Genomic DNA, 22,310 nt, shown 5'->3' with positions numbered 1-22,310 from the left:
CCTGTGATGGGGTGGCGTGGGGTCCTCGACACCCCGCGCCACCCCATCGTGTCGCTCTGACGATTACACTGGCCGAGTGCCTCCACTGAACTTCTGGTCGATCTATCAGCACGGCTTCGCCCGCGTCGCCGCCTGCACGGGCCACACCGTGATCGCGGACCCGCACGCCAACGCCGAGGCCGTCCTGCGCCACGCCCGCCGCTGCGACGAGGAGGGCGTGGCCGTCGCCGTCTTCGCGGAGATGGGCCTGTGCGGCTACTCCATCGAGGACCTGCTCCTCCAGGACGTCCTCCTGGACCAGGTCGAGGAGGCGCTCCAGGACGTGGTCACCGGCTCGGCCGACCTCCTCCCGGTCCTGGTCGTCGGCGCCCCGCTGCGCCACCGCAACCGGGTCTACAACTGCGCGGTCCTCGTCCACCGGGGCCGCGTCCTGGGCGTCGTACCGAAGTCGTACCCCCCGAACTACCGCGAGTTCTACGAGCGCCGCCAGATCGCCGACGGCGCGGACGAGCGCGGCGGCTCGATCCGGATCGGCGGGGAGACGGTCCCCTTCGGCGTGGACCTGCTGTTCGCGGCGCGGGACGTCCCGTCGCTCGTCCTGCACGCGGAGATCTGCGAGGACATGTGGGTGCCGGTGCCGCCCAGCGCGGAGGCGGCCCTCGCGGGCGCGACGGCCCTCGTCAACCTCTCCGGCAGCCCGATCACCGTCGGCCGCGCCGAGGACCGCAAGCTCCTGTGCCGCTCGGCGTCCGCGCGCTGCCTCGCCGCGTACGTCTACGCGGCGGCCGGCCTCGGCGAGTCGACCACGGACCTGTCCTGGGACGGCCAGGCGATGATCTACGAGAACGGCGCACTGCTGGCCGAGACGGAACGCTTCCCGCTGGGCGACGAGTACGCGGTCGCCGACATCGACCTCGACCTGCTGCGGCAGGAACGGCAGCGGATGGGCACGTTCGACGACAACCGCCGTACGCACCGGGCGCGGACGGCCGACTTCCGCACGGTGTCCTTCGAACTCGCCCCGCCGCTCACCGACTTGGGCCTGCGCCGCCGCCTGGAGCGCTTCCCGTTCGTGCCGGCCGACGCGGAGCGCCTCGCGCAGGACTGCTACGAGGCGTACAACATCCAGGTCGAGGGCCTCCAGCAGCGGCTCGCCGCGATCGGCGGCCCGAAGGTGGTCATCGGGGTCTCCGGCGGCCTCGACTCCACGCACGCGCTGATCGTCGCGGCCCGCGCGATGGACCGCGCGGGACGGCCGCGCAGCGACATCCTCGCGTGGACGCTGCCGGGCTTCGCGACAAGCGACCACACCAAGGACAACGCCCACGCGCTGATGCGGGCGATCGGCGTGACGGCGGCGGAGCTGGACATCACGCCGACGGCCCGCCTGATGCTGAAGGAGATGGGCCACCCCTTCGCCTCCGGCGAGCCGGTCTACGACGTCACCTTCGAGAACGTCCAGGCAGGCCTGCGCACGGACTACTTGTTCCGCCTCGCCAACCAGCACAACGGCATCGTGCTCGGCACCGGCGACCTCTCCGAGCTGGCGCTCGGCTGGTCCACGTACGGCGTCGGCGACCAGATGAGCCACTACAACGTCAACTCCGGCGTCCCCAAGACCCTCATCCAGCACCTCATCCGCTGGGTCGTCAGCAGCGAGCAGTTCGACGAGGAGACCGGCAAGATCCTCACCGCGATCCTCGACACGGAGATCAGCCCCGAGCTGGTACCGGGCGAGGAGATGCAGTCCACGGAGTCGAAGATCGGCCCGTACGCACTGCACGACTTCACCCTCTTCCACGTCCTCCGCTACGGCTTCCGCCCGTCGAAGATCGCCTTCCTCGCCTGGCACGCGTGGCACGAGGTGGCGGCGGGCGCATGGCCCCCGGGATTCCCCGAGGCGAAGCGCGTCGCCTACGACCTCCCCGAGATCCGGCGCTGGCTGGAGGTCTTCTGCCGCCGCTTCTTCGGCTTCGCCCAGTTCAAGCGGTCCGCGATGCCCAACGGGCCGAAGGTCTCGGCGGGGGGTTCGTTGTCGCCTCGCGGGGATTGGCGAGCACCGTCCGACGGGTCGGCCACGGCTTGGCTGGCTGAACTGGCGCGGTTCGACTAGGAGTCGGCCGTCCAGCGGGACGAGATCGGTCCACCGGCCACGCACCACGCGCGGCGCTTCCGCGCGGCGAGGTGTTTCCTGTGGCCTGTGGGCCGATGGGCCCGTGGGTGAGCGGGTCAGTGCCGCAAGGCCTCCGCCTCGTGCGGTACGTGAGTCGCCACGACGCGTTCGCGGCCCGGTACCGACCTGCGCCGGTCCACTGTCGCCGCCGTGGCCGCGACGCCGAGACCCAGGACGGCCAGCACCGCACCCGCCAAGGCGGGCGACGTGGCGCCGAAGCCCGCCGCCAGGGCGAGGCCGCCGATCCAAGCACCGCCCGCGTTGGCCAGGTTGAAGGCTGCCTGGTTGGCCGAGGAGGCCAACGACGGGCCTGCCGACGCCTTTTCCATCACCATCAGCTGGAGCGGGGAGCCCGTCACGAACGCCGCCACGCCCAGGAGGACCACCGCGAGGGCCGCCGTCCACTGCGTCGACATCAGGAGCGGGAACAGGGCCAGGACCACCGCCAGGGACGTCAGGCCGCCGAACAGGGTGCCTCGGAGGGAGTGGTCCGCGAGGCGCCCGCCGACCAGGTTGCCCACCGTCGCGCCCACGCCGAACAGCGCCAGCAGCAGGGTCACGCTGCCGTCCGCGAAGTCCGCCGCGTCCGTCAGCATCGGGGTGATGTAGCTGTAGGCGGAGAAGAGCGCGCCGAAGCCCGCCACCGTCGTGCCCAGGGCCAGCCATACCGGGAGGGACTTCAGCGCCGCCAGTTCGCGGCGCAGGCCCACCACCGGCGCGTGCGCGTGGTCGTGCGGGATCAGCAGGACCAGTGACGCTATCGCCACCAGGCCGATCGCGCTCACGCCGAGGAACGTGGCCCGCCAGCCCAGGTGCTGGCCCATCAGCGTGGCCGCCGGTACGCCCACGACGTTGGCGACCGTAAGGCCCAGGAACATCAGGGAGACAGAGCGTGCCTTGCGTTCCGGCGCCACCATGGTCGTGGCGACGACCGCCCCCATGCCGAAGAAGGCGCCGTGCGGCAGGCCGCTCAGGAAGCGCGCTGCCATCAGCGAGTCGTAGCCGGGCGCGAACGCCGACAGCGCGTTGCCCGCCACGAACAGGGCCATCAGGCCGATCAGGACCGTGCGGCGCGACATGCGGGAGGTCAGCGCCGCGAGCAGCGGGGCGCCGATGACCACGCCCAGCGCGTACGCCGAGACCAGGTGTCCCGCCGTGGGGATCGAGACGTGCAGGTCGTCCGCGACCTCGGGCAGAAGGCCCATGATCACGAACTCGGTGGTGCCGATACCGAAAGCGCCGACGGCCAGGGCGAGCAGGGCCAGGGGCATGGAAGTGCCTGTGCCTTTCAAGGGAGAGCGGAGGTCCGAACCGAGTTTAAGTTCAGTTACGGAACAAAGTCTCCCAGGCCCTCTATTCCACGAGGTTAAGAGCTCGTGTCGAGGTTCACACGGGCGGCGATCGGGAGGTGGTCGCTGCTGGTCCTGGGGAGCGTCCACGAGGTGACCGGTTCGACGCCCTGGACCATGATCTGGTCGATCCGCGCCATCGGGAAGGACGCCGGCCAGCTGAACCCGAAGCCGCTGCCCGCCGCGCCCTGTGTGGAGCGCATCTGGGAGGTGACGGCCTTCAGGGAGCGGTCGTTCATCGTGCCGTTCAGGTCGCCGAGGAGGATCTTCCGCTGGAGCGGCTCGGCGGCGATGGCCTCACCCAGCGCGTCGGCGCTCGTGTCCCGCTGCCGGGCCGTGAAGCCCGCCTTGATCTTCACCCGCACCGACGGGAGGTGGGCGACGTAGACCGCGATCCTGCCCTCGGGGGTCGCGACGGTGGCGCGCATCGCGCGCGTCCAGCCCAGCTTTATGTCGACGGCCTTGATCCCGCTCATCGGGTACTTGCTCCACAGCCCGACCGTGCCCTCGACCGAGTGGTACTTGTACGTCGGCGCGAGTGCCTTCGCGTACGTCGGGACCGCCGAGGCCGTCAGCTCCTCCAGGGCGACGATGTCCGCGCCGGACGCGGCCACGTCACGGGCCGTGCCGGCCGGGTCGGGGTTCTCCGCGTTGACGTTGTGCGTGGCCACCGTGAAGTCGCCGCCGGGGCCGGTCTTGTCGCTGAGCAGCAGGCCGCCGAAGAGGTTCAGCCAGACGGCCGTCGGAAGGACGATCGCGATCAGCGCGGTCGCCGACCTGCGGACCAGGGCGAGAACCAGCAGGACCGGGATCAGCAGCCCGAACCAGGGCAGGAACGTCTCTGTGAGGCTGCCGAGGTTGCCGATCCGGTTCGGGATGCGGGAGTGCAGGAACAGGACGAGGGCGAGGACGATCGCCAGTGCCGCGAGGATCAGGCCCCGGCGCCAGATCCTCGGGTCGCCGCGCCAGCCGCCGGTCAGTCTGTTCCACAGGCGCCGAAGCCGGGATCCGCGCGGCTCGTCCCCCGAGCCGCCGTCGTCCGTCTCCGTCACATACGCCTGCTGTGCCATACCGTCGCCTCACTACCTGCCGTGCACACCATCGTCCCCGCGCCTACGACCCTAGGGGATGATCGGTTCCGATCCGCCGTCCCATGACGGCCGTACGGGCACGAGGACGAACAAGTCGGCGTGCGAAGTTCCGAACACACGCGCCTCCAGCGGCTTCTGTGACGGAACGCGCACATTCGCGCGGGCCGAGGACCGGCTAGGAATCGACGGGCCGCAGGGCCACCAGCACGGTGTCCACGAGGAGTTCGGACAGTCCCTCGGGGAGATCCGCGTCGAAACGCATCACGGTCCGCAGCAGCATCGGGCCGACGATCATGTCGTTCATGAGTTCGGCGTCGATGTCGGTACGGAGTTCGCCGGTCTCCTGGCCCCGGCGCAGGAGTTCCACCTGCCGGCGGCGGCGCGGCTCGACGACGGTCGCGTGGTAGGCGTTCCACACCTTCGGCGTGCTCTTCATCTGCGCGTACACGTTGTGCAGCAGCGCCGAGGACCGGGTCATCAGGCCGCGCTGGCGCAGCTGTTCGGTCATGGCCACGAGGTCGTCGCGCAGGGAGACGCCGGGCAGTTCGGGGTCCTGCGGCTCGGCCTGGCGGACGACGTCGACGAAGAGTTCCTCCTTGCCCGGCCAGCGGCGGTAGATGGTGGCCTTGCCGACCCCGGCGGTACGGGCGATGCGCTCGATGGAGAGTTCGGCCAGCGGCACGCCCTCCTCCAGGAGCTTCATCACGCCCTCCGTGATGGCGCGTTCGACGGCCTCGCTGCGCGGGCGCCCCCTGCCCGGGGCGCCCGCCCGAGTCCGGCTCCCGGCGCCGGTGTCGGTGCCGTCATCGGCAAGGCTCACGTCACTCCGTCCCTTCGGTGTACCCCCGTTCGCGTCTTCGGTGAGTGTCGTCCTACTCCCCTACGACCACCAACTCCTGCTCCTCCTTGCCCTCCTGAGGGACCGGAGGCTTCCCGGGCAGGAACACGAACGCCACCACGGCGCCGATGACCGCGACGCCCGCGCCGCACAGGGCGGTGACGTGCATGGCGTGCAGGAAGGCGTCGTTGGCCGGGGTGACCAGGGCCCTGCCCTGCGGGCCGAGCTTCGCGGCGACCCCGAGGGTGGCCTCGATGGACTCACCGGCGGTGTCCCGCAGCGCGGCCGGGACCGAGCCGAGCTTGCCCTCGATGCCGTTGCGGTACGCCGTGGACAGCACCGAGCCGAGGACGGCGATGCCGAGGGCGCCGCCGACCTGACGGAAGGTGTTGCTGAGCGCGGACGCGGAGCCGGCCTTCTCGCGCGGCAGGGCCTGCATGATGACGACGCTGGTCGGGGTCATGACGTGGGCCATGCCCGCGCCCATCAGGAAGAAGATGACCTCCAGGATCCAGATCGGCGTGTCCGCCTTCAGGGTCGCGAAGGCGGCCAGCATCCCGGCGAGCAGCACCAGGCCGACGCCGGTCGTGATCTTGTTGCCGAACCGGTTGACGACCAGCCGGGCGCGCGGCGCGAAGATCATCTGTGCGGCGGCCAGCGGCAGCATCAACAGGCCGGTCTGGAGCGGTGAGTAGCCGCGCACGCTCTGGGTGTAGAAGACCGAGAAGAAGGTCACGCCCATCAGCGCGAAGAAGACCAGGGCGATGGCGGCGATCGCGGCCGAGAACACCTTGTTCTTGAAGTACGTGACGTCGATCGACGGGTGGTCGCTGCGCTTCTCGAACCACACGAACCCGGCGAGCACGACGACACCGGCGATGATCGTCGAGAGCACCTTGGGCGCCGTGAAGTCGGCCAGCTCGCCGCCCTCGATGATGCCGTAGACCAGCAGGACGAGGCCGACGACGGACAGGATGACGCCGACCGGGTCGAGGCGGCCGGGCTTGGGGTCGCGGGAGTCGGGGACCAGCCAGATCATCAGGGCCAGGGCGACCAGCACGATGGGCACGTTGATCAGGAAGACCGAGCCCCACCAGAAGTGGTCGAGGAGCACGCCACCGGTGATCGGGCCGATCGCGATGGCAAGGCCGACGCCGCCGGCCCAGATGCCGATGGCCTTGGGCTGCTCGTCGCGCTCGAAGACATTCATCAGGACGGCGAGGGTGGCGGGCATCACGAAGGCGGCGCCGAGCGCCATCAGGGCGCGGTAGCCGATGAGCTGGCCGGGCGAGCCGGACTCGGCGGCGAGCGCGGAGCCGATGCCGAACACGAGGAGACCGCCGAGCAGGACCTTCTTGCGGCCGATCCGGTCGCCGAGGAGGCCCGCGGTGAACAGCAGGCCCGCGAAGACGAGGGTGTAGGCGTTGATCGCCCACTCCAGCTCGCTCTGTGTCGCGCCCAGGCCGGTCGGGGCCGGGGTGGAGATGGTCTTGATGGCGACGTTGAGGATCGAGTTGTCGAGCACCACGATGAGCAGGCTCAGCATCAGCACGCCGAGGATCGCCCAGCGGCGGCGGTGCACCGCTTCGGGTATCCGGGTGCCAGGGACGGGTGGAGTGGTCATGCGGTCCAGACTAGGGAGCGGCAGGGGATTTACGATACGGGACGGTGCCGTATCGTAAATATTTTACTCAGGCCTTACGTACCGGCCGGGACGTGACGGGGGCTACGGGGGTCCCTCTGGCCCTCCGTGGCACGAGGTGCCACCATGGAGGAGATCCGGGGACGCCGTGAGGGCGCCTCGAGATGACTGAAGGAGCCGTTGCAATGACGCAGCTTTCAGCTGCCCAGGCTGGCAGGAACAGCTCCTCCGACGGCAGCAAGACGCTGTACGGAGGCAAGGGCACACGCCGCATCACCGTCCGCGACATCGGTCTCGCCAAGGAGCGCGGCGAGAAGTGGCCCATGCTCACCGCCTACGACGCGATGACCGCGTCCGTCTTCGACGAGGCCGGTATCCCGGTCATGCTCGTCGGGGACTCGGCGGGCAACTGCCACCTCGGATACGAGTCGACCGTGCCCGTCACCCTCGACGAGATGGCCATGCTGTCCGCCGCCGTCGTACGGGGCACGAGCCGCGCCCTGATCGTCGCCGACCTGCCGTTCGGCTCCTACCAGGAGGGCCCGGTGCAGGCGCTGCGCTCGGCGACCCGGCTGGTGAAGGAGGCGGGCGTGGGCGCCGTGAAGCTGGAGGGCGGTGAGCGGTCGCACGAACAGATCCGGCTGCTCGTCGAGTCCGGGATTCCGGTGATGGCGCACATCGGGCTCACCCCGCAGTCCGTGAACGCGATGGGGTACCGGGTGCAGGGGCGGGGCGAGGAGGCGGCCCAGCAGCTGCTGCGGGACGCGAAGTCCGTGCAGGACGCGGGAGCGTTCGCGGTCGTACTGGAGCTGGTTCCGGCCGAGTTGGCGGCCGAGGTGACCCGGGTGCTGCACATTCCCACCGTCGGGATCGGGGCCGGGGTCGAGACGGACGCGCAGGTGTTGGTGTGGACCGACATGCTGGGGCTGACCGGCGGGAAGATGCCGAAGTTCGTGAAGCAGTACGCCGATCTGCGCGCGGTCATGGGCAACGCGGCGAAGGCGTTCGCGGAGGATGTCGTGGGCGGGACGTTCCCCGCCGAGGAGCACTCGGTGCACTGACCGGTCTGCCCCATGTGAGCCATTGCGGCACCATGCAGCCCCGCCGATCTTCCCCCGTCGGCGGGGCTGCCCATGTGCCGTCGGTCGCGCACCCCTGGGGCTCCGCCCCCAGACCCCCGTCGGCCCTGAAGGGGCCTCGTCCTCAAACGCCGGACGGGCTGGGTGTCGGCGCACCGCCTGGCCAACCGAGACGGGTGGTAGGTGGGCACAGGCCGGGGGTCCGGGGGCGGCGCCCCCAGGGACCTCGGGGGCAGCGTCGGTCATGTGTAGGGGGCTGTCGGTGGGATGTCGGTGGTTTGTCGGCGGGCCCTGGCACTGTCATCCCCATGACGCGAATCGACAAGAAATCCGGCGGCACGGCGGTGTCCGTGCGGGGGCTGGTCAAGCACTACGGCGAGACCAAGGCGCTGGACGGCGTCGACCTGGACGTCCGGGAGGGCACCGTGATGGGTGTGCTCGGGCCGAACGGTGCCGGCAAGACCACCCTCGTACGCATCCTGTCCACGCTGCTCGCCCCGACCTCCGGCGAGGCAACCGTCGCCGGCTACGACGTCCTGCGCCAGCCCCGCCAGCTGCGCCGGGTGATAGGCCTCACCGGCCAGTACGCCTCCGTCGACGAGAAGCTCCCGGGCTGGGAGAACCTGTACATGATCGGGCGGCTGCTCGACCTGTCCCGCAAGGATTCCCGGGCCCGCGCCGACGAACTGCTGGAGCGGTTCTCGCTGACGGACGCGGCCAGGCGGCCGGCGAGCACCTACTCCGGCGGTATGCGGCGGCGGCTCGACCTGGCCGCCTCGATGATCGGGCACCCGCAGGTGCTGTTCCTCGACGAGCCGACCACCGGTCTCGACCCCCGCACCCGCAACGAGGTGTGGACCGAGGTGAAGTCCATGGTCGGCGGCGGCGTGACCGTGCTGCTCACCACCCAGTACATGGAGGAAGCCGAGGCACTCGCCTCCGAGTTGACCGTCGTCGATCACGGCAAGGTCGTGGCGCAGGGCGCCATTGACGATCTGAAGGCCAGGGTCGGGGGGCGCGCGCTGCGTATCCGGCCCACCGATCCGCTGCAACTGCGGCCGCTCGCGCGGGCGTTGGACGAGCTGGGGATCACCGGCCTGGCCACCGTCACCGTCGACGTGGAGAGCGGGACCGTGCTGGTGCCGATCCTCAGTGACGAGCAACTGACCGCCGTGGTGGGCGCGGTGAGCGCCCGTGGCATCACCATCGCCTCCATCACCACCGAACTGCCCAGCCTGGACGAGGTGTTCCTCTCCCTCACCGGCCACCGCGCCAGTGCCCCGCAGGACACCGTGCCCACCCGAGACCGCGAGGAGGTCGCCGTATGAGCGCCGTCGCCGTGAATTCCGCCGGTGCCGCGGCGGATCCCCGTATCCCGCTGCGCAACCATCTGCGCCACACCGGCGCGCTGATCCGCCGCAACCTGCTGTGGATCCGGCAGGACCCGGAGTCGATGTTCGACGCCATCCTGTTCCCGGTCATCTTCACCCTGCTGTTCGTGTACGTCTTCGGCGGCTCGATCGGGCAGTCGCTGGGCGGCGGCCAGGAGGCGTACGTGCAGTACGTCGTGCCCGGACTGCTCGCCATGATGGGCATGAACATGGCCCAGGGGGTGGGCACCGGCTTCAACACCGACTTCCACACCGGGGTCATGGACCGGTTCCGGTCGCTGCCCATCGGGCGTGCCTCCGTGCTGATCGCGAAGATCGTGGTCGAGATGATGCGCATGCTCGTCGCGTCCGCGGTGCTGATGGTCGTCGGTGTCCTCGTCGGCTTCCACATCCACCACTGGCTCGGCATGTTCGCCGCGATCGGGCTGTCCGCGGTGTTCGGCTCGGCCCTGATGTGGGTGTTCCTCACCCTCGGCGTGACCATGAAGAGCGCGCAGTCCGTGCAGGCCATGGGCTTCCTGGTGCTGATGCCGTTGCAGTTCGGCTCGTCGATCTTCGCGCCGACGCAGTCGATGCCGGGCTGGCTCCAGAACTTCACCGAGTACAACCCGCTCTCCGCCCTGGCGGACGCGGCCCGCGGGCTGATGGTGGGCGGCCCGGTCGCCCACGGCGCACTGCTGACCCTCGCCTGGTCGGTGGGGCTCACCGCGGTGATGGCACCGATCTCGATCCACAAGTTCCGCACCAAGACCTGACCGGGCCGGACCGGCACGTTCACCAGTGGCGTCCCGCCGGTACGCGTCAGCGTCGCACCAGAGCGGTGGCCTCCCGCACGGAGAGGCCGCCGCTCTCGGCGTGTTCGGCCGCGTACCGGTCGTAGGTCTCGTCGCCGAGCGCGGCGCGCAGGTGCCGCTCGGCCGCGCAGTAGACCTCGCGTTCCACGGCCGTCCGGTGGTGCCCGGGCGGCAGCAGTGCGCGTGCCGTGACGAGGCAGCGGACGCCGTCGCCGGCCAGGGCGCCGCCGTCGACCTCGGCGAGGGCCAGCGCGGCGACCCCCAGGTACAGCGGGGTCATATGCGGGGCGATGGCCTCGGACAGCGGGTCCCCCGCGTGGCGCAGCGCCTGCTGGATCCTGTCCAGGGCGAGGTCGTAGTCGCCCTGGACCGTCGCGAGCCAGGCTTCCAGGCCGAGGATGTACGCGTCGAAGACGACGAAGTGCGAGATGGAGAACTGCTCGCGCAGCAGGCGCAGTTGCTCACGCGCCTCGGCGGGCCGGCCGGTCAGGCCGAAGTGGCCCGCGAGGAACATCCGGGCGGCGGGCATCGCCTCGTTGCCCGTCCGGTACGCCTGCTGCCCGATCACGTCGAGCAGGATGCGCTCGCCCCGCTCCACCTCGCCGCCCTCGATGAGCGCGCTGCCGAGCCGGGCGCCTAGGACGGCGGTCTGACCATGCGCGCCGAGCCGTTCGGCGTGCTCGATCGCGGCCTCGTAGTCGGCGGCGGCGAACTGGAACTCGCCGACGCGCTCGCGGGCCTCGGCGCGGGCGGAGAGCGCCTCGGCGGTGCCCCAGGCGTCGCCGAGGCGGCGGAAGATCTCCAGCGACTCGTCCGCGTCACGGGCCGCGTCCCCCGCCCAGTCGCTGCGGTTGGCGAGCATGTTGGCGCGCATCTGGAGGGTGGTGGCCAGCTCCCACTCCATGCCCGGGGTGGCACGGCAGGTGCGGACTCCGGCCTCGAGGATGCCGGGCAGCCGCTCGACACTGCCGGACATCAGCACGGCGTAGAACCAGAGCATGCCGGGGGTACGGCAGGTCTGCGGGAAGCCGGGTTCGTAGACCTCGGTGATCAGGCGCAGTTTCTCCTTGGCCTCCGGGGCCTCCCATGCCTCCAACTCCGTGTCCATCCAGCCGAGATGGGCGAGGTGGACACCCCGGCGGGCCTCGTCGAGGAGTTCGCCGGTGAGCGGCGGCGGGACGTCGGTGCAGCGCTGCCAGACGGGGGCGGCGCGGCGCACGGGGGCGGCGAAGGGGTCGGGGCCGAGCGCCATCACCTCGACGCACCAGTTGCGGGCCTCGATGCGGACGTCGCGCATCTGCCAGTACCAGACCAGCGAGAGGACGAGGCAGATCGCCTCCTGCTCGTCGCGTTCGGCGACGGCGTGCCGCAGGGCGGTGCGAAGGTTCTCGTACTCGCGCTCCAGCCGTTCCACGGCGGCGAGTTGGCCGGGGCCGCGCAGCAACGGGTCGGTGGTGCGGGCGAGTTCGCGGTAGTACGTCAGGTGGGCGCGCTCGGCGCGGGGGCGCAGCCCGGCTTCGTCGAGGCGTTCGGCCGCGTACTCGGCGACGGTCTCCAGGAGCCGGTAGCGCATCTCGCCGTCGCCCGAAGGGGCCGCCACCACAAGGGACTTGTCGACGAGGGAGCCGAGCGTCTCGAACGCGACGGGGCCGCAGACAGCCTCGGCGGCGGCGAGTTCGCAGCCGCCGGCGAAGACGGACAGGGTGCTCAGGACGTCCCGTTCGTCCGCGTCGAGCAGGTCCCAGGACCAGTCGACGACGGCGCGCAGGGTCTGCTGGCGGGGCAGGAGGGTGCGGCTGCCGGAGGTGAGGAGGCGGAAGCGGTCGTCGAGGCGGTTGGCTATCTGACGTGGCGTCAGCATCCTGAGCCGGGCCGCCGCGAGCTCGATGGCGAGGGGCAGTCCGTCGAGCCGGCGGCAGATCTCCGCGCAGGCCTCGGGGTCGTCCTCGACCCTGAACCCCGGCCGGGCGGCGGCACCCCGGTCGGCGAGCAGCCGGAGCGCGACGGGGTCCGGCAGCGGCTCCACCGGGCGCAGCAACTCGCCCGGGACGCCCAGGGGTTCGCGGCTGGTGGCGAGGACGGTGAGGCCGGGGCAGTGCTCCAGCAGGGTTTCCACGAGGCGGGCGGCGGCGTCCACGACGTGTTCGCAGTTGTCGAGGATCAGCAGCATCCTGCGTCGGCCGCAGTGCTCGGCGAGCCGCTCGACGGGGTCGTCGTGCCGCTCGCCCCCGGCGGCCCTGATCGCCTCGGCACCGGCGCCGTACATCACGGTCTCGCGCGCGCCGACGGCGGTGAGCACGGCTTCCGGTACGGCCTCGGGGTCGTCCACGGGGGCGAGTTCGGCCAGCCACACCCCGTCCCGCGCGGCGTCCCGCATGCCCTCGGCGGCCTCCTGCGACAGCCGCGTCTTTCCGGCGCCCCCGGGTCCGAGCAGGGTCACCAGGCGGGCGGCGGCGAGGTCGTTCCGGATGACACCGATGTCGGCTTCGCGGCCGACGAAGGAGGTCAGGCGGGCGCGGAGGTTGCCGGGGAGGGGGGTGGCAGGGGTGCGGTCGACGGGGGTTGGGCCGTCGGGTCCGCGGTCGTCGAGGCCGGTGGTGGGCTCGGGGTCCTCCGGGTTGAGCAACTCCCCGTGCAGCGCCCGCAGTTCAGGGCCCGGGTCGGAGCCCAGGCGGTCGGCGAGCAGCCGGCGTACGTCCTCGTAGGCGGCCAGGGCCTGCGCCGTGCGGCCCGTCGCGCGGAGGGCTCGCAGGCGCAGCGCCTGGAGGGGTTCGTCGAGCGGGTGGGTGTCGCAGAGGGCGGTCAGTTCGGGCAGGGCGGTGTCCGCCTCGCCGAGGGCCAGCGCGGCGGCGAGGCGGGCGCGGCGGGCGTCCAGGTGGCGGGCCTCCCGGCGGGCCGCCTCCGCGGTGCGGTCGGGGAGGTCGGCCAGGGCCGGGCCGTGCCACAGGGCCAGCGCGTCGTCCAGGACCTCGGCCGCCTTCGCGGGGTTGCCGTCGGCCAGCGCCCGCAGCCCCTCTCCCGTCAGCCGCTCGAAACGGTGCAGGTCGATGTCGTCGGGGGCGGCGGCGAGCCGGTATCCGCTCTCCACCGAGGTGATCGCGTCGGCGCCGAGCGTCCGGCGCAGCCTGCCCACCAGCGCCTGGAGCGCGCCGGTCGCGTCGGCGGGCGGGTCGCCGGCCCACACCTCGTCCACCAGCAGGCTCGCGGGTACGGCCTTGCCGGGCCGCAGGGCGAGCACGGTGAGCAGGGCACGCAACCGCGCGCCGCCGACCGGGACGGCCGAACCGTCGGGGCGGAGTGCCTGGGTGGTGCCGAGGATGCGATAGCGCACGGGGTCCATTGTCTCTGCTGGCGACGGAGGCGGTCACGGGGTTGGGTCGGCACGGCGCGGGCTGTGTCCGAAGGCGGCGGAGGCGGTCACCGGGACGGGACGGCGGCGGGCACGGCGGAACTGCCTGCCGACGCCGGAAGCGGCCCCGGGCTCGGGGTGGGACCCGGAGGGGTGTCAGGCGCGGGGTCGGAGTCGGGGTCGGCAGGGGGCCGGTCGGGGTCGAAGTCGGAGTCAGCAGGGGGCCAGTCGGGGTCGGGGTCGGGACCGGCATAGGGCCGGGCGGGGTCGGGGTCGGGACCGGCATAGGGCCGGGCGAGGTCGAAGTCGGAGTCGGCACAGGGCCGGGCGAGGTCGAAGTCGGAGTCGGCACAGGGCCGGGCGAGGTCGAAGTCGGAGTCGGCACAGGGCCGGGCGAGGTCGAAGTCGAGGTAGGGGTCGGGGTCGGCATAGGGCCGGGCGCCGTTGGGTCCCCGCTGTCCGGCGGAGTCGTGGAAGGCATGCCGGGTTCCCATGGGTCCACCTTCTCCGGAACCGACTGCCGCTCGCGAGACGTTTTCCCCCTGGGCCCGGTACCGTCGGGCTTCGCGTCCACCGACCCAGCAGGGAGCCCACCCACCCATGACCGCCACCACCACCCGCCCCAGCGACCGGCGGATCAGTCCCGTCTTCGTCGGGATCCTGGCCGTCACGGCGGTGACCGGCTGGGCCACCTGGACCGGGTTCGCCGAGCATCCGGGCGTCGCCGTGTTCCTGTTCGTGACGGCGGCCTGGATCGTCTCCCTGTGCCTGCACGAGTACGCGCACGCCCGCACCGCCCTGCACAGCGGTGACATCTCGGTCGGCGAGAAGGGCTACCTCACCCTCAACCCGCTGAAGTACACGCACGCGCTGCTCAGCATCGTGCTCCCGGTGATCTTCGTCATCATGGGCGGCATCGGCCTCCCCGGCGGCGCGGTGTTCATCGAGCGGGGCCGTATCCGGGGCCGGTGGAAGCACAGCCTGATCTCGGCGGCCGGCCCGCTGACGAACGTGCTGTTCGCGGCCGTCTGCACCGCACCGTTCTGGCTGCACTCGCTGGACGGGGTGCCGCGGGACTTCCGGTTCGCGCTGGCGTTCCTCGCACTGCTCCAGGTCACCGCCGCGCTGCTGAACTTCCTGCCGGTGCCGGGCCTCGACGGCTACGGCGTGATCGAGCCCTGGCTGTCGTACAACATCAAGCGGCAGGTGGAGCCGTTCGCGCCGTTCGGCCTGCTGTTCGTGTTCGCGCTGCTGTGGGTGCCGTCGGTCAACACGTACTTCTTCGACGTGATCGACGCGATCCTGCGCGGCCTCGGCATCAGCGACTTCGAGACCTACTGCGGTCAGAACCTGTACCGCTTCTGGCAGGGCAGCAACGAGTTCTGCTCGATCAGCCGGTGACGGACCTGCCGCGCTTCAGGTAGTACCAGCACATGTTGGACGAGAGGCCCGCGAGCAGGACCCACACGATCCCGATCCAGCTGCCCTCCACGAAGGACACGACCGCCGCCGCCACGGCGAGCAGACAGACGACGAGGGCGTAGACGGCGAGGCGGGGCATGGGATCGGCTCCTGTCAGAACAAAGGGGACACTGCTGGTCGGTCGCCACCAGTGTCCCCCACCTCTCAGATGTCCGTGACGCGCAGTCCCGCGTGGGCCTTGTAGCGGCGGTTGACGGAGATCAGGTTCGCGACCAGGGACTCCACCTGGTGGGCGTTGCGCAGCCGTCCGGCGAAGACACCGCGCATGCCGGGGATACGGCCGGCCAGCGCCTGCACGATCTCGACGTCCGCGCGCTCCTCGCCCAGCACCATCACGTCCGTGTCGATCTCGGCGATCCCGGTGTCCATGAGCAGCACCGCCGACAGGTGGTGGAAGGCGGCGGCGACCCGCGAGTCGGGCAGCAGGGCGGCGGCCTGCTCGGCGGCGCTGCCCTCCTCCGGCTTCAGCGCGTACGCGCCCTTCTTGTCGAAGCCGAGCGGGTTGACGCAGTCGACGACGAGCTTGCTGGCCAGTTCCTCGCGCAGCGACTCCAGAGTCTTGCCGTGGCCTTCCCAGGGCACCGCGACGATCACGACGTCGCTGCGGCGCGCGGTCTCGGCGTTGTCGGCGCCCTCGACCCCGTGGCCGAGCTCCTCGGCGGCGGCCTGCGCGCGGTCGGCGGCGCGGGAACCGATGATCACCTTCTGGCCGGCCTTGGCGAGCCGGTAGGCGAGGCCCTTGCCCTGCGGCCCGGTCCCGCCGAGCACGCCGACGACCAGTCCGGAGACGTCGGGGAGGTCCCACGGGTCCTTGGCGGGGGCCTTCGCGGGAGCGGTCCCGGAGGGCGTCGCGGGGGTCTGTGCAGCACTGTCGGTAGAGGTCATGGGCCGACTTTACGTCCGCCCCGGCACCCGCACCGGCTCAGGTGAGGTCGGTCACGGGCACCCGCCGAAAGGTGATCGTCTCGTACGGTCCGAAGTCGCCGGTCTCGTAGAGGAGTCCGACCGTGTCGTCGTCGATCCGGACGAGGTCGGAATAGGCGGCGGGCAGTCCGTCGACGGTGTGTACGGGGCGCCAGGTGGTGCCGGCGTCCGTGGAGGCGCGCAGGGTCATCAGGGCGCGGGCGGCCGGGTCACCGGGGCCGGAGTACAACAGCACGTCGGGGTCGCGGAGTTGGAGGACGCTGGCCTCGCAGACGGGGGCGGTGAGGCCGGCCTGCGGGCGGAAGGGCTTGACCAGGGTGGTGCCGCCGTCGGCCGAGTACGCGTCGGCGCGGTGGCCGGGGGCGGTCGCGTCGTTGCGGGTGTTGAAGTAGACGCGCCCGTCCGGGAGTTCGGCGGCGGTGGTCTCGTTGCAGTTGACGTAGCCGTCCGGGTTCTCGTCGACGTAGCCGATCGACCAGGTCTCGCCCCGGTCGTCGCTGAGCAGGCAGTGGCCGCTGTTGTACTTCGGCTCGTTCCCCACGTCCGTCCCGGTCGGCGGGGTCGTGTGGTTGGCGGCGACGACCACCCGGCCGGTGCTCAGCTGGATCGCGTGTCCCGGCGTGGTGGCGTACCAGCGCCACTCGGGCTTCTTCACCTGGTCGGTGATCTCCTTCGAGCTCGACCAGGTGACACCGTCGTCGTCGCTGTGGCGCACCCAGATCCGGCGTCCGTCGGCCGGTTTCACCTGGCCGCGCAGGATGGCGTCCTCGGTGGAGGTCGCGGTCGCGCGGACGTAGACGAGGAGGATGCGGCCGGTGTCCAGGACGACGGGGGCGGGGTTGCCCGCGAGGTGGACGCCGTTGGTGGCGGCGGCGGTGAGCGGTCCCCAGGTACGGCCGCCGTCCGTGGAGCGCCGCAGGACGATCTCGATGTGGCCGTGGTCGCTCGCGGAGTCGACCCGGCCCTCGCAGAACGCGAGGAGGGTGCCGGCGGCGGTCACCACGACCGCCGGGATGCGGTAGCTGGCGTGACCTCCCTGGCCCGCGACGAAGGGGACGGATACTTCTGTCATGGGTTGACTCCTTGTGTGACTGTTGGCTCCTTGTGTGGCCTATGAGCCCGCACCTTCCCCAAGTTGGGCGAATTCGTGGTGAACTCCACGTCACGAACGGCCGGTTGGGGCAGGATGCGCGGACATGGATGCCGTACGGGTAGCGCTGTTGCGTGAAGTGCTCGCCGGGACCGAGTGGTTGGGGGCCACGCGGCGGTTCGCGGGGCTGTTGCGCGGGTCGGTGGTGTCGCACGGGGGCGGGCTGCTGCTGGTGGGGACGCCCGGCTACGAGCCGTGGCATCTCGCGGCGCACCTCGTGGACGAGGCCGCGTGGTCGGGTACGCCCGAGCTGGCACCGACTCTCGTACGGCATGACGCGCGTCCTTCCGACCCGGCGCACCTGGCCGTCGGGCTCGGCCGGATCGAGGCGGCCAGGCGTGGTGAGACGCTGCTGGTGGTGTCACCGGAGGGGCCGGGCGACCCGCTCCTGGAACGGGTCCACGACGCCCGCCTGGCCGGGGCGACCGTCCTCTCCCTCGGCTCCGGGAACCGCGAACTCGCCTCCCTGGCCCACGAGTCGCTCCCCGTACCCCCGGGCACGGACCTGGACCTGGACACCGTGCAGCACCTGGTGAGCGCGGCGGCCGGGGAGAACGTGCTGCCGGTGACACGGGGGCGCCGCCGGTTCCGCGACCGGCTGTCCCGCCTGACGGACCACTTGACGGCACCGCCGCCCGCGCCCTGGTGAGCGGCGGCCTTCCCATCGGCCCCACCCGTCCCGGGCCGTGGCGAGGTGGACGGAAAAGCGGTTGCCACACCCCCGCCGCCACGTGATCGTGGCCCGTTGTGACCGCCGACTCCCCCACCCCCGCGTCCCCACCGCCGACCCGTCTCCGCGCCCTCCTCCCCGACCTCTCCCCCTGGCACGCCTCCGCCGACTTCCGCAGGCTCTGGCTCGCCGGGTTGATCTCCACCTTCGGGAGTTTCCTGACGTTCGTCGCGGTGCCGGTGCAGATCAAGGAACTCACGGGCTCCGCGGCGGCGGTGGGCGCGGTCGGGGCCGTGGAGCTCGTGCCGCTCATCGTGTTCGGGCTCTACGGCGGGGCGCTCGCCGACGCGTGGGACAAGCGGAAGCTGATCGTGTGGACCGAGGTGGGGCTCGGGGTGCTGTGCGGGGCGCTGTTGTTCAACTCGCTGTTGCCGCGGCCCGCCGTGTGGCCGCTCTACGTGATCGCCGCCCTGACCTCCGTCCTCGGCGCGATCCAGCGGCCCGCGCTGGACTCGCTGTGGCCGCGGATCGTGGCGCACGAGCACATGACGGCCGCCTCCGCGCTCAACTCGCTGCGCTGGACGGTCGGCGGGGTCACGGGACCGGCGGTGGCGGGGGTGGTCGTGGCGTACGCGGGGCTGCCGTACGCGTTCGCGGCGGACACGGTGACGTACGCGATCTCCGTGGCCCTGATCGTCCGTATCGCCGCGTCCCCCGGCGCGCACGAGGCGCGGAAGCCGTCGCTCCGGTCGATCGCCGAGGGCGCCCGGTACGCGTGGAGCCGCAAGGAACTCCTCGGGACGTACGCGATCGACCTCGCGGCGATGTTCTTCGCGATGCCGCTCGCGGTGCTGCCGTTCCTCGCGGACGATCTGCACGCGCCCTGGGCGCTGGGGCTGATGTACTCGACGGTCCCGGCCGGTGCGCTGGTGGTGAGCCTGACCAGCGGCTGGACCTCGCGGATTCACCGGCACGGGCGGATGGTGGTGCTGGCGGCGGCGCTGTGGGGCGGGGCGATCGCCTGCGCGGGCGCGGTCGGCAATGTGTGGCTGGTGCTGCTGTTCCTCACCGTCGCGGGCGGCTGCGACATGGTCAGCGGGATCTTCCGCGGGGTGATGTGGAACCAGACGATCCCGGACGATCTGCGCGGCCGGCTCGCCGGGATCGAGCTGCTGTCCTACTCGGTGGGCCCGCAGTTGGGCCAGGTCAGATCCGGTGGCATGGCCGCCCTGTCCGGGGTGCGGACCTCGGTGTGGGCGGGCGGCCTGATGTGCGTGGGCGCGGTGGGCCTGCTGGCCGCGGGCCTCCCGAAGCTGATGTCGTACGACGCGCGCACGGACGAACACGCGCTACGACTGAAGGCGCGGCGGACGGCGAGAACGGAGCCGAATCCCGCGCCTCCCACAGCCCCGGCCGACGCCGGTCACAGCAGTGCCTGATCGAACGACACCGGCCAGGCTCAACCCCCAAGGGGCGCGGGGAACTGCGCGACCAGCCCCCACCCACCCGCACTCCGCACGCGACAGGACCACCCACCCGCGACACCGGCCCCGGCGCGAGCCACCGGTCAGTCGTCGTCCGTGCCCTTGGTCGCGTCATGCCACTTGGGGTCGTTCTCCCACTCCAGGTTGCGCTCGCGGGCCGTCTCCATCGCGTGTTCGGCCTCGGCGCGGGTGGCGTACGGCCCGAACCGGTCCTTGGCGGGGCAGTCCGGCCCCTCCTCGACCTTCTTGTGTTCGAGGCAGTAGTACCACTCGCCGGGCTTCCCGGCCGTGCGCTTCTTGAACAGGGCCATCAAGGGCTCCTTTCCCTACGGCCATGTTCCCCCATGTCCGCTGGTTAGACTCGCTGGCATGTCTGGCCAGTCGCTGCTCGTACCAGGGGAACTCTCCCCCACCCGTCCCGTGCCCGGAAACATCCGTCGCCCCGAGTACGTCGGCAAGCCCGCGCCGACCCCGTACACCGGGCCGGAGGTGCAGACCCCCGAGACGATCGAGGCGATGCGCGTCGCCGGGCGGATCGCCGCGCGGGCGATGGCGGAGGCCGCGAAGATCATCTCGCCGGGTGTGACCACGGACGAGATCGACAAGGTCGCGCACGAGTACATGTGCGACCACGGCGCCTACCCCTCCACCCTCGGCTACCGCGGCTTCCCCAAGTCCCTGTGCACCTCGCTCAACGAGGTGATCTGCCACGGCATCCCGGACTCCACGGTGCTGCGCGACGGCGACATCATCAACCTCGACGTGACGGCGTACATCGGCGGCGTGCACGGCGACAACAACGCGACCTACCTGGTCGGTGACGTCGACGAGGAGTCCCGGCTGCTGGTCGAGCGCACCCGCGAGTCCCTGGACCGGGCGATCAAAGCGGTCAAGCCGGGCCGGCAGATCAACATCATCGGCCGGGTCATCGAGTCGTACGCCAAGCGCTTCGGCTACGGCGTGGTCCGGGACTTCACCGGCCACGGCATCAACTCGTCGTTCCACTCCGGCCTGATCGTCCCGCACTACGACAGCCCGCACGCGACGACGGTCATCCAGCCCGGCATGACGTTCACGATCGAGCCGATGCTGACGCTGGGGACGTACGAGTACGACATGTGGGACGACGGGTGGACGGTCGTCACGAAGGACCGGAAGCGGACGGCCCAGTTCGAGCACACGCTGGTGGTGACGGAGACGGGGGCGGAGGTCCTCACCCTGCCGTAGCACCGCCCCCGGGACCCGTTCTCGGCCGACTCCGCCGAGGACGGGTCTCTTCTTGTACGCTTTTACCGACAGGGTGTCGGCAACCTGTTGACTTAGGTAAGGCTTACCTAAGAGGATAGGGCTCATGGACTCCTTCTCGACAGTCATCCGCACCGCGTCCCACGAACAGCACATGGAGGCCGAGACCTCCACCTTCATGAGCGATCTGCTCGGCGGGCGGCTGGGCGTGGACGCGTACGCCCGGTACACCGAGCAACTGTGGTTCGTCTACGAGGCGTTGGAGGCCGGAGCCGGGCGGCTGGCGGCGGATCCGGTGGCCGGGGCGTTCATACGGCCCGAGTTGTTCCGGCTGCCCGCGCTGGAGCGGGACCTCGCGCATCTGCGGGGTGCGGACTGGCGGTCCGGGCTGACCGCGCTGCCTGCGACCCGGGCCTACGCGCAGCGGGTGCGGGAGTGCGCCGAGGAGTGGCCCGCCGGGTACATCGCCCACCACTACACCCGTTACCTCGGGGATCTCTCCGGCGGGCAGATCATCCGGGACAAGGCGGAGCGGACCTGGGGGTTCTCCCGTAAGGGGGACGGGGTGCGGTTCTACGTGTTCGAGGGGATCGGGAACCCGGCGGCGTTCAAGCGGGGGTATCGGGAGCTGCTGGACGGGGTGCGGGTCGACGACCTGGAGAAGCAGCGGGTCGTGGCCGAGTGCAAGCGGGCGTTCGCGTTGAACACCGGGGTCTTCCGTGCCCTGGGCGAGGAGTTCCCGCTCTCCGCGTGACCGCCCGCCCACCGGTGCCGAAGGGGTCAGCGTTCCAGGAACACCCGGCCGCCGACCTCCACCCAGCCCCCGGGCTGCGGCGCCGTGAGGAGTTGGGACCCGGCCCCCTGCGTGATGTTGAGAGCCCTGCCCAACCGGTCAGTCAGCAGCAGTGCCGCCGCGCCCGTCGCCTCGTCCTCGTGGATGCCGTCGTCCCGGCCGGGGAAGGCACGGGCACGGACACGGCCCGCCGCCTCGTCCTCCCAGGCCCAGGCGTAGATCCACTCGCCGGGCGGGGGCACGGGGAGGGCGTCGACCTCGCGGGCGGTGGCGTACTGGCGGAGGGTGCGGGGCGGGGCCCACTCCGGGAGGGCCTCGATCCAGCTGAACTCACCGTCGAGGCGGGCGCCCACAATGCCCGCGGGGGTGACCAGTTCGGGTACGTCCAGGAGCCAGGCCGTGCCCACGCAGGGGTGGCCGGCGAAGGGCAGGCGGGTGGTCGGCGTGTAGATGTCGATGACTCCGCGCTCGGGGTCGTCGACGAACACGGTCTCGCTGAAGCCGAGTTTCCCGGCGAACACCTGCCGCTCGTCCGGGTCCGGCAGGACGGAACCCTCGCGGACGACGCCGAGTTCGTTGCCGTATCCGCCGCTGGGTCCGCAGAAGACACGCAGTACGTCGTAGTCAGTCACGGGGGCATTCAAACACCGCACGGGCGGCGAGTTCATCCCCGTCCGGGGCTTCACCGGGGACGGGCCGAATGGCTGCGGCAGGGTGTGCGCCGGGGAGTGCGGGTCGCGCGTGGCCGGTCGCGCAGTTCCCCGCGCCCCTTTGACGCCGGGCCGGATTTCTCGGCCGGCCCGTGTCGTTGCTTGACCAACCCTTGACCTTTCCTTGGCATGCGTTTTTCGCCATC

20 protein-coding genes are annotated in these 22,310 nt (G+C 71.3%); 9 read left to right on the top strand and 11 right to left on the bottom strand.

What is annotated here, in order from left to right; all coding sequences use genetic code 11:
* Positions 1–76: 76 nt before the first annotated feature.
* On the top strand, positions 77–2,113 hold the full coding sequence (locus ACIRB1_RS08910; RefSeq protein WP_403465087.1) for an NAD(+) synthase: 2,037 nt from the start codon (positions 77–79) through the stop codon (positions 2,111–2,113).
* Positions 2,114–2,229: 116 nt separating this feature from the next.
* Here ACIRB1_RS08910 and ACIRB1_RS08905 read toward each other — a convergent pair whose 3' ends face one another.
* The 4 genes from ACIRB1_RS08905 to ACIRB1_RS08890 all read right to left on the bottom strand — a co-directional run bounded on the left by ACIRB1_RS08905 (position 2,230) and on the right by ACIRB1_RS08890 (position 7,075).
* Entirely contained in the window at positions 2,230–3,444 is a 1,215-nt protein-coding gene (locus ACIRB1_RS08905; RefSeq protein WP_403465086.1) for an MFS transporter, read from the bottom strand.
* A 95-nt stretch (positions 3,445–3,539) separates the two neighbouring features.
* Complete coding sequence (locus ACIRB1_RS08900; protein ID WP_403465085.1) at positions 3,540–4,592, bottom strand: endonuclease/exonuclease/phosphatase family protein; 1,053 nt, start codon at positions 4,590–4,592, stop codon at positions 3,540–3,542.
* A 196-nt stretch (positions 4,593–4,788) separates the two neighbouring features.
* Positions 4,789–5,433, bottom strand: a complete 645-nt coding sequence (locus ACIRB1_RS08895) for a TetR/AcrR family transcriptional regulator (RefSeq protein ID WP_352183535.1) — start codon at positions 5,431–5,433, stop codon at positions 4,789–4,791.
* A gap of 52 nt (positions 5,434–5,485) precedes the next feature.
* Complete coding sequence (locus ACIRB1_RS08890) at positions 5,486–7,075, bottom strand: MFS transporter (RefSeq protein ID WP_403465084.1); 1,590 nt, start codon at positions 7,073–7,075, stop codon at positions 5,486–5,488.
* A gap of 203 nt (positions 7,076–7,278) precedes the next feature.
* Here ACIRB1_RS08890 and panB point away from each other — a divergent pair, with 203 nt between their 5' ends.
* The 3 genes from panB (at position 7,279) to ACIRB1_RS08875 (ending at position 10,318) form a co-directional block, all read left to right on the top strand.
* The gene (gene panB / locus ACIRB1_RS08885) at positions 7,279–8,154 is read left to right on the top strand and encodes a 3-methyl-2-oxobutanoate hydroxymethyltransferase (protein WP_403465083.1); all 876 of its coding nucleotides are present in this window, start codon (positions 7,279–7,281) and stop codon (positions 8,152–8,154) included.
* Positions 8,155–8,480: 326 nt separating this feature from the next.
* A complete protein-coding gene (locus ACIRB1_RS08880) occupies positions 8,481–9,500 on the top strand; it encodes an ATP-binding cassette domain-containing protein (protein WP_352183532.1) in 1,020 nt (339 codons plus the stop codon).
* Positions 9,497–10,318, top strand: coding sequence for an ABC transporter permease (locus tag ACIRB1_RS08875; RefSeq protein WP_403465082.1), 822 nt, complete (start codon positions 9,497–9,499; stop codon positions 10,316–10,318). Before ACIRB1_RS08880 ends, ACIRB1_RS08875 begins: the two co-directional genes overlap by 4 nt.
* A 46-nt stretch (positions 10,319–10,364) precedes the next feature.
* Here the strand turns inward: ACIRB1_RS08875 and ACIRB1_RS08870 are convergent, their stop codons facing one another.
* Together ACIRB1_RS08870 and ACIRB1_RS08865 are read right to left on the bottom strand one after the other, a co-directional pair.
* The gene (locus ACIRB1_RS08870; RefSeq protein ID WP_403465081.1) at positions 10,365–13,697 is read right to left on the bottom strand and encodes a BTAD domain-containing putative transcriptional regulator; all 3,333 of its coding nucleotides are present in this window, start codon (positions 13,695–13,697) and stop codon (positions 10,365–10,367) included.
* 77 nt (positions 13,698–13,774) lie between these two features.
* Positions 13,775–14,200 (bottom strand): hypothetical protein, encoded by a 426-nt coding sequence (locus ACIRB1_RS08865; RefSeq protein WP_403465080.1) that lies wholly within the window; start codon positions 14,198–14,200, stop codon positions 13,775–13,777.
* Positions 14,201–14,306: 106 nt separating this feature from the next.
* On the opposite strand from ACIRB1_RS08865, the gene ACIRB1_RS08860 reads away from it, so the two are divergent.
* Positions 14,307–15,107, top strand: coding sequence for a site-2 protease family protein (locus ACIRB1_RS08860; protein WP_403465079.1), 801 nt, complete (start codon positions 14,307–14,309; stop codon positions 15,105–15,107).
* On the opposite strand, the gene ACIRB1_RS08855 is transcribed toward ACIRB1_RS08860, so the two are convergent.
* The 3 genes from ACIRB1_RS08855 to ACIRB1_RS08845 all read right to left on the bottom strand — a co-directional run bounded on the left by ACIRB1_RS08855 (position 15,097) and on the right by ACIRB1_RS08845 (position 17,184).
* Positions 15,097–15,267: a hypothetical protein gene (locus ACIRB1_RS08855; protein WP_352183527.1), complete on the bottom strand. Its 171-nt coding sequence runs from the start codon at positions 15,265–15,267 to the stop codon at positions 15,097–15,099. The genes ACIRB1_RS08860 and ACIRB1_RS08855 overlap by 11 nt on opposite strands.
* A gap of 65 nt (positions 15,268–15,332) precedes the next feature.
* The gene (npdG, locus tag ACIRB1_RS08850) at positions 15,333–16,073 is read right to left on the bottom strand and encodes an NADPH-dependent F420 reductase (RefSeq protein WP_403465078.1); all 741 of its coding nucleotides are present in this window, start codon (positions 16,071–16,073) and stop codon (positions 15,333–15,335) included.
* Positions 16,074–16,110: 37 nt separating this feature from the next.
* Positions 16,111–17,184, bottom strand: a complete 1,074-nt coding sequence (locus ACIRB1_RS08845; RefSeq protein WP_403465077.1) for an exo-alpha-sialidase — start codon at positions 17,182–17,184, stop codon at positions 16,111–16,113.
* Positions 17,185–17,308: 124 nt separating this feature from the next.
* Between ACIRB1_RS08845 and ACIRB1_RS08840 the strand changes: the two genes are divergently transcribed.
* Entirely contained in the window at positions 17,309–17,911 is a 603-nt protein-coding gene (locus tag ACIRB1_RS08840) for a hypothetical protein (protein ID WP_403465076.1), read from the top strand.
* Positions 17,912–18,009: 98 nt separating this feature from the next.
* Positions 18,010–19,371 carry an MFS transporter gene (locus tag ACIRB1_RS08835; protein ID WP_403465075.1) on the top strand — a complete coding sequence of 454 codons (1,362 nt, stop codon included), beginning with the start codon at positions 18,010–18,012 and terminating at the stop codon, positions 19,369–19,371.
* Between the two features lie 128 nt (positions 19,372–19,499).
* Here ACIRB1_RS08835 and ACIRB1_RS08830 read toward each other — a convergent pair whose 3' ends face one another.
* Entirely contained in the window at positions 19,500–19,727 is a 228-nt protein-coding gene (locus ACIRB1_RS08830) for a hypothetical protein (protein WP_352183522.1), read from the bottom strand.
* Between the two features lie 58 nt (positions 19,728–19,785).
* Here ACIRB1_RS08830 and map point away from each other — a divergent pair, with 58 nt between their 5' ends.
* Both map and ACIRB1_RS08820 read left to right on the top strand, forming a co-directional pair.
* The gene (gene map, locus ACIRB1_RS08825) at positions 19,786–20,643 is read left to right on the top strand and encodes a type I methionyl aminopeptidase (protein ID WP_328831818.1); all 858 of its coding nucleotides are present in this window, start codon (positions 19,786–19,788) and stop codon (positions 20,641–20,643) included.
* Between the two features lie 124 nt (positions 20,644–20,767).
* On the top strand, positions 20,768–21,415 hold the full coding sequence (locus tag ACIRB1_RS08820; protein WP_403465074.1) for a heme oxygenase (biliverdin-producing): 648 nt from the start codon (positions 20,768–20,770) through the stop codon (positions 21,413–21,415).
* 26 nt (positions 21,416–21,441) lie between these two features.
* Here ACIRB1_RS08820 and ACIRB1_RS08815 read toward each other — a convergent pair whose 3' ends face one another.
* Positions 21,442–22,086, bottom strand: a complete 645-nt coding sequence (locus ACIRB1_RS08815; protein WP_352183520.1) for a PhzF family phenazine biosynthesis protein — start codon at positions 22,084–22,086, stop codon at positions 21,442–21,444.
* Positions 22,087–22,310: the final 224 nt, after the last annotated feature.

The organism is Streptomyces sp. NPDC096013, from assembly GCF_044763565.1.
In the GTDB taxonomy this organism is placed as follows: Bacteria; Actinomycetota; Actinomycetes; order Streptomycetales; family Streptomycetaceae; genus Streptomyces.
Note: the sequence above shows the minus strand (reverse complement) of the source record. Positions and strands in the feature narration are given on the sequence as shown.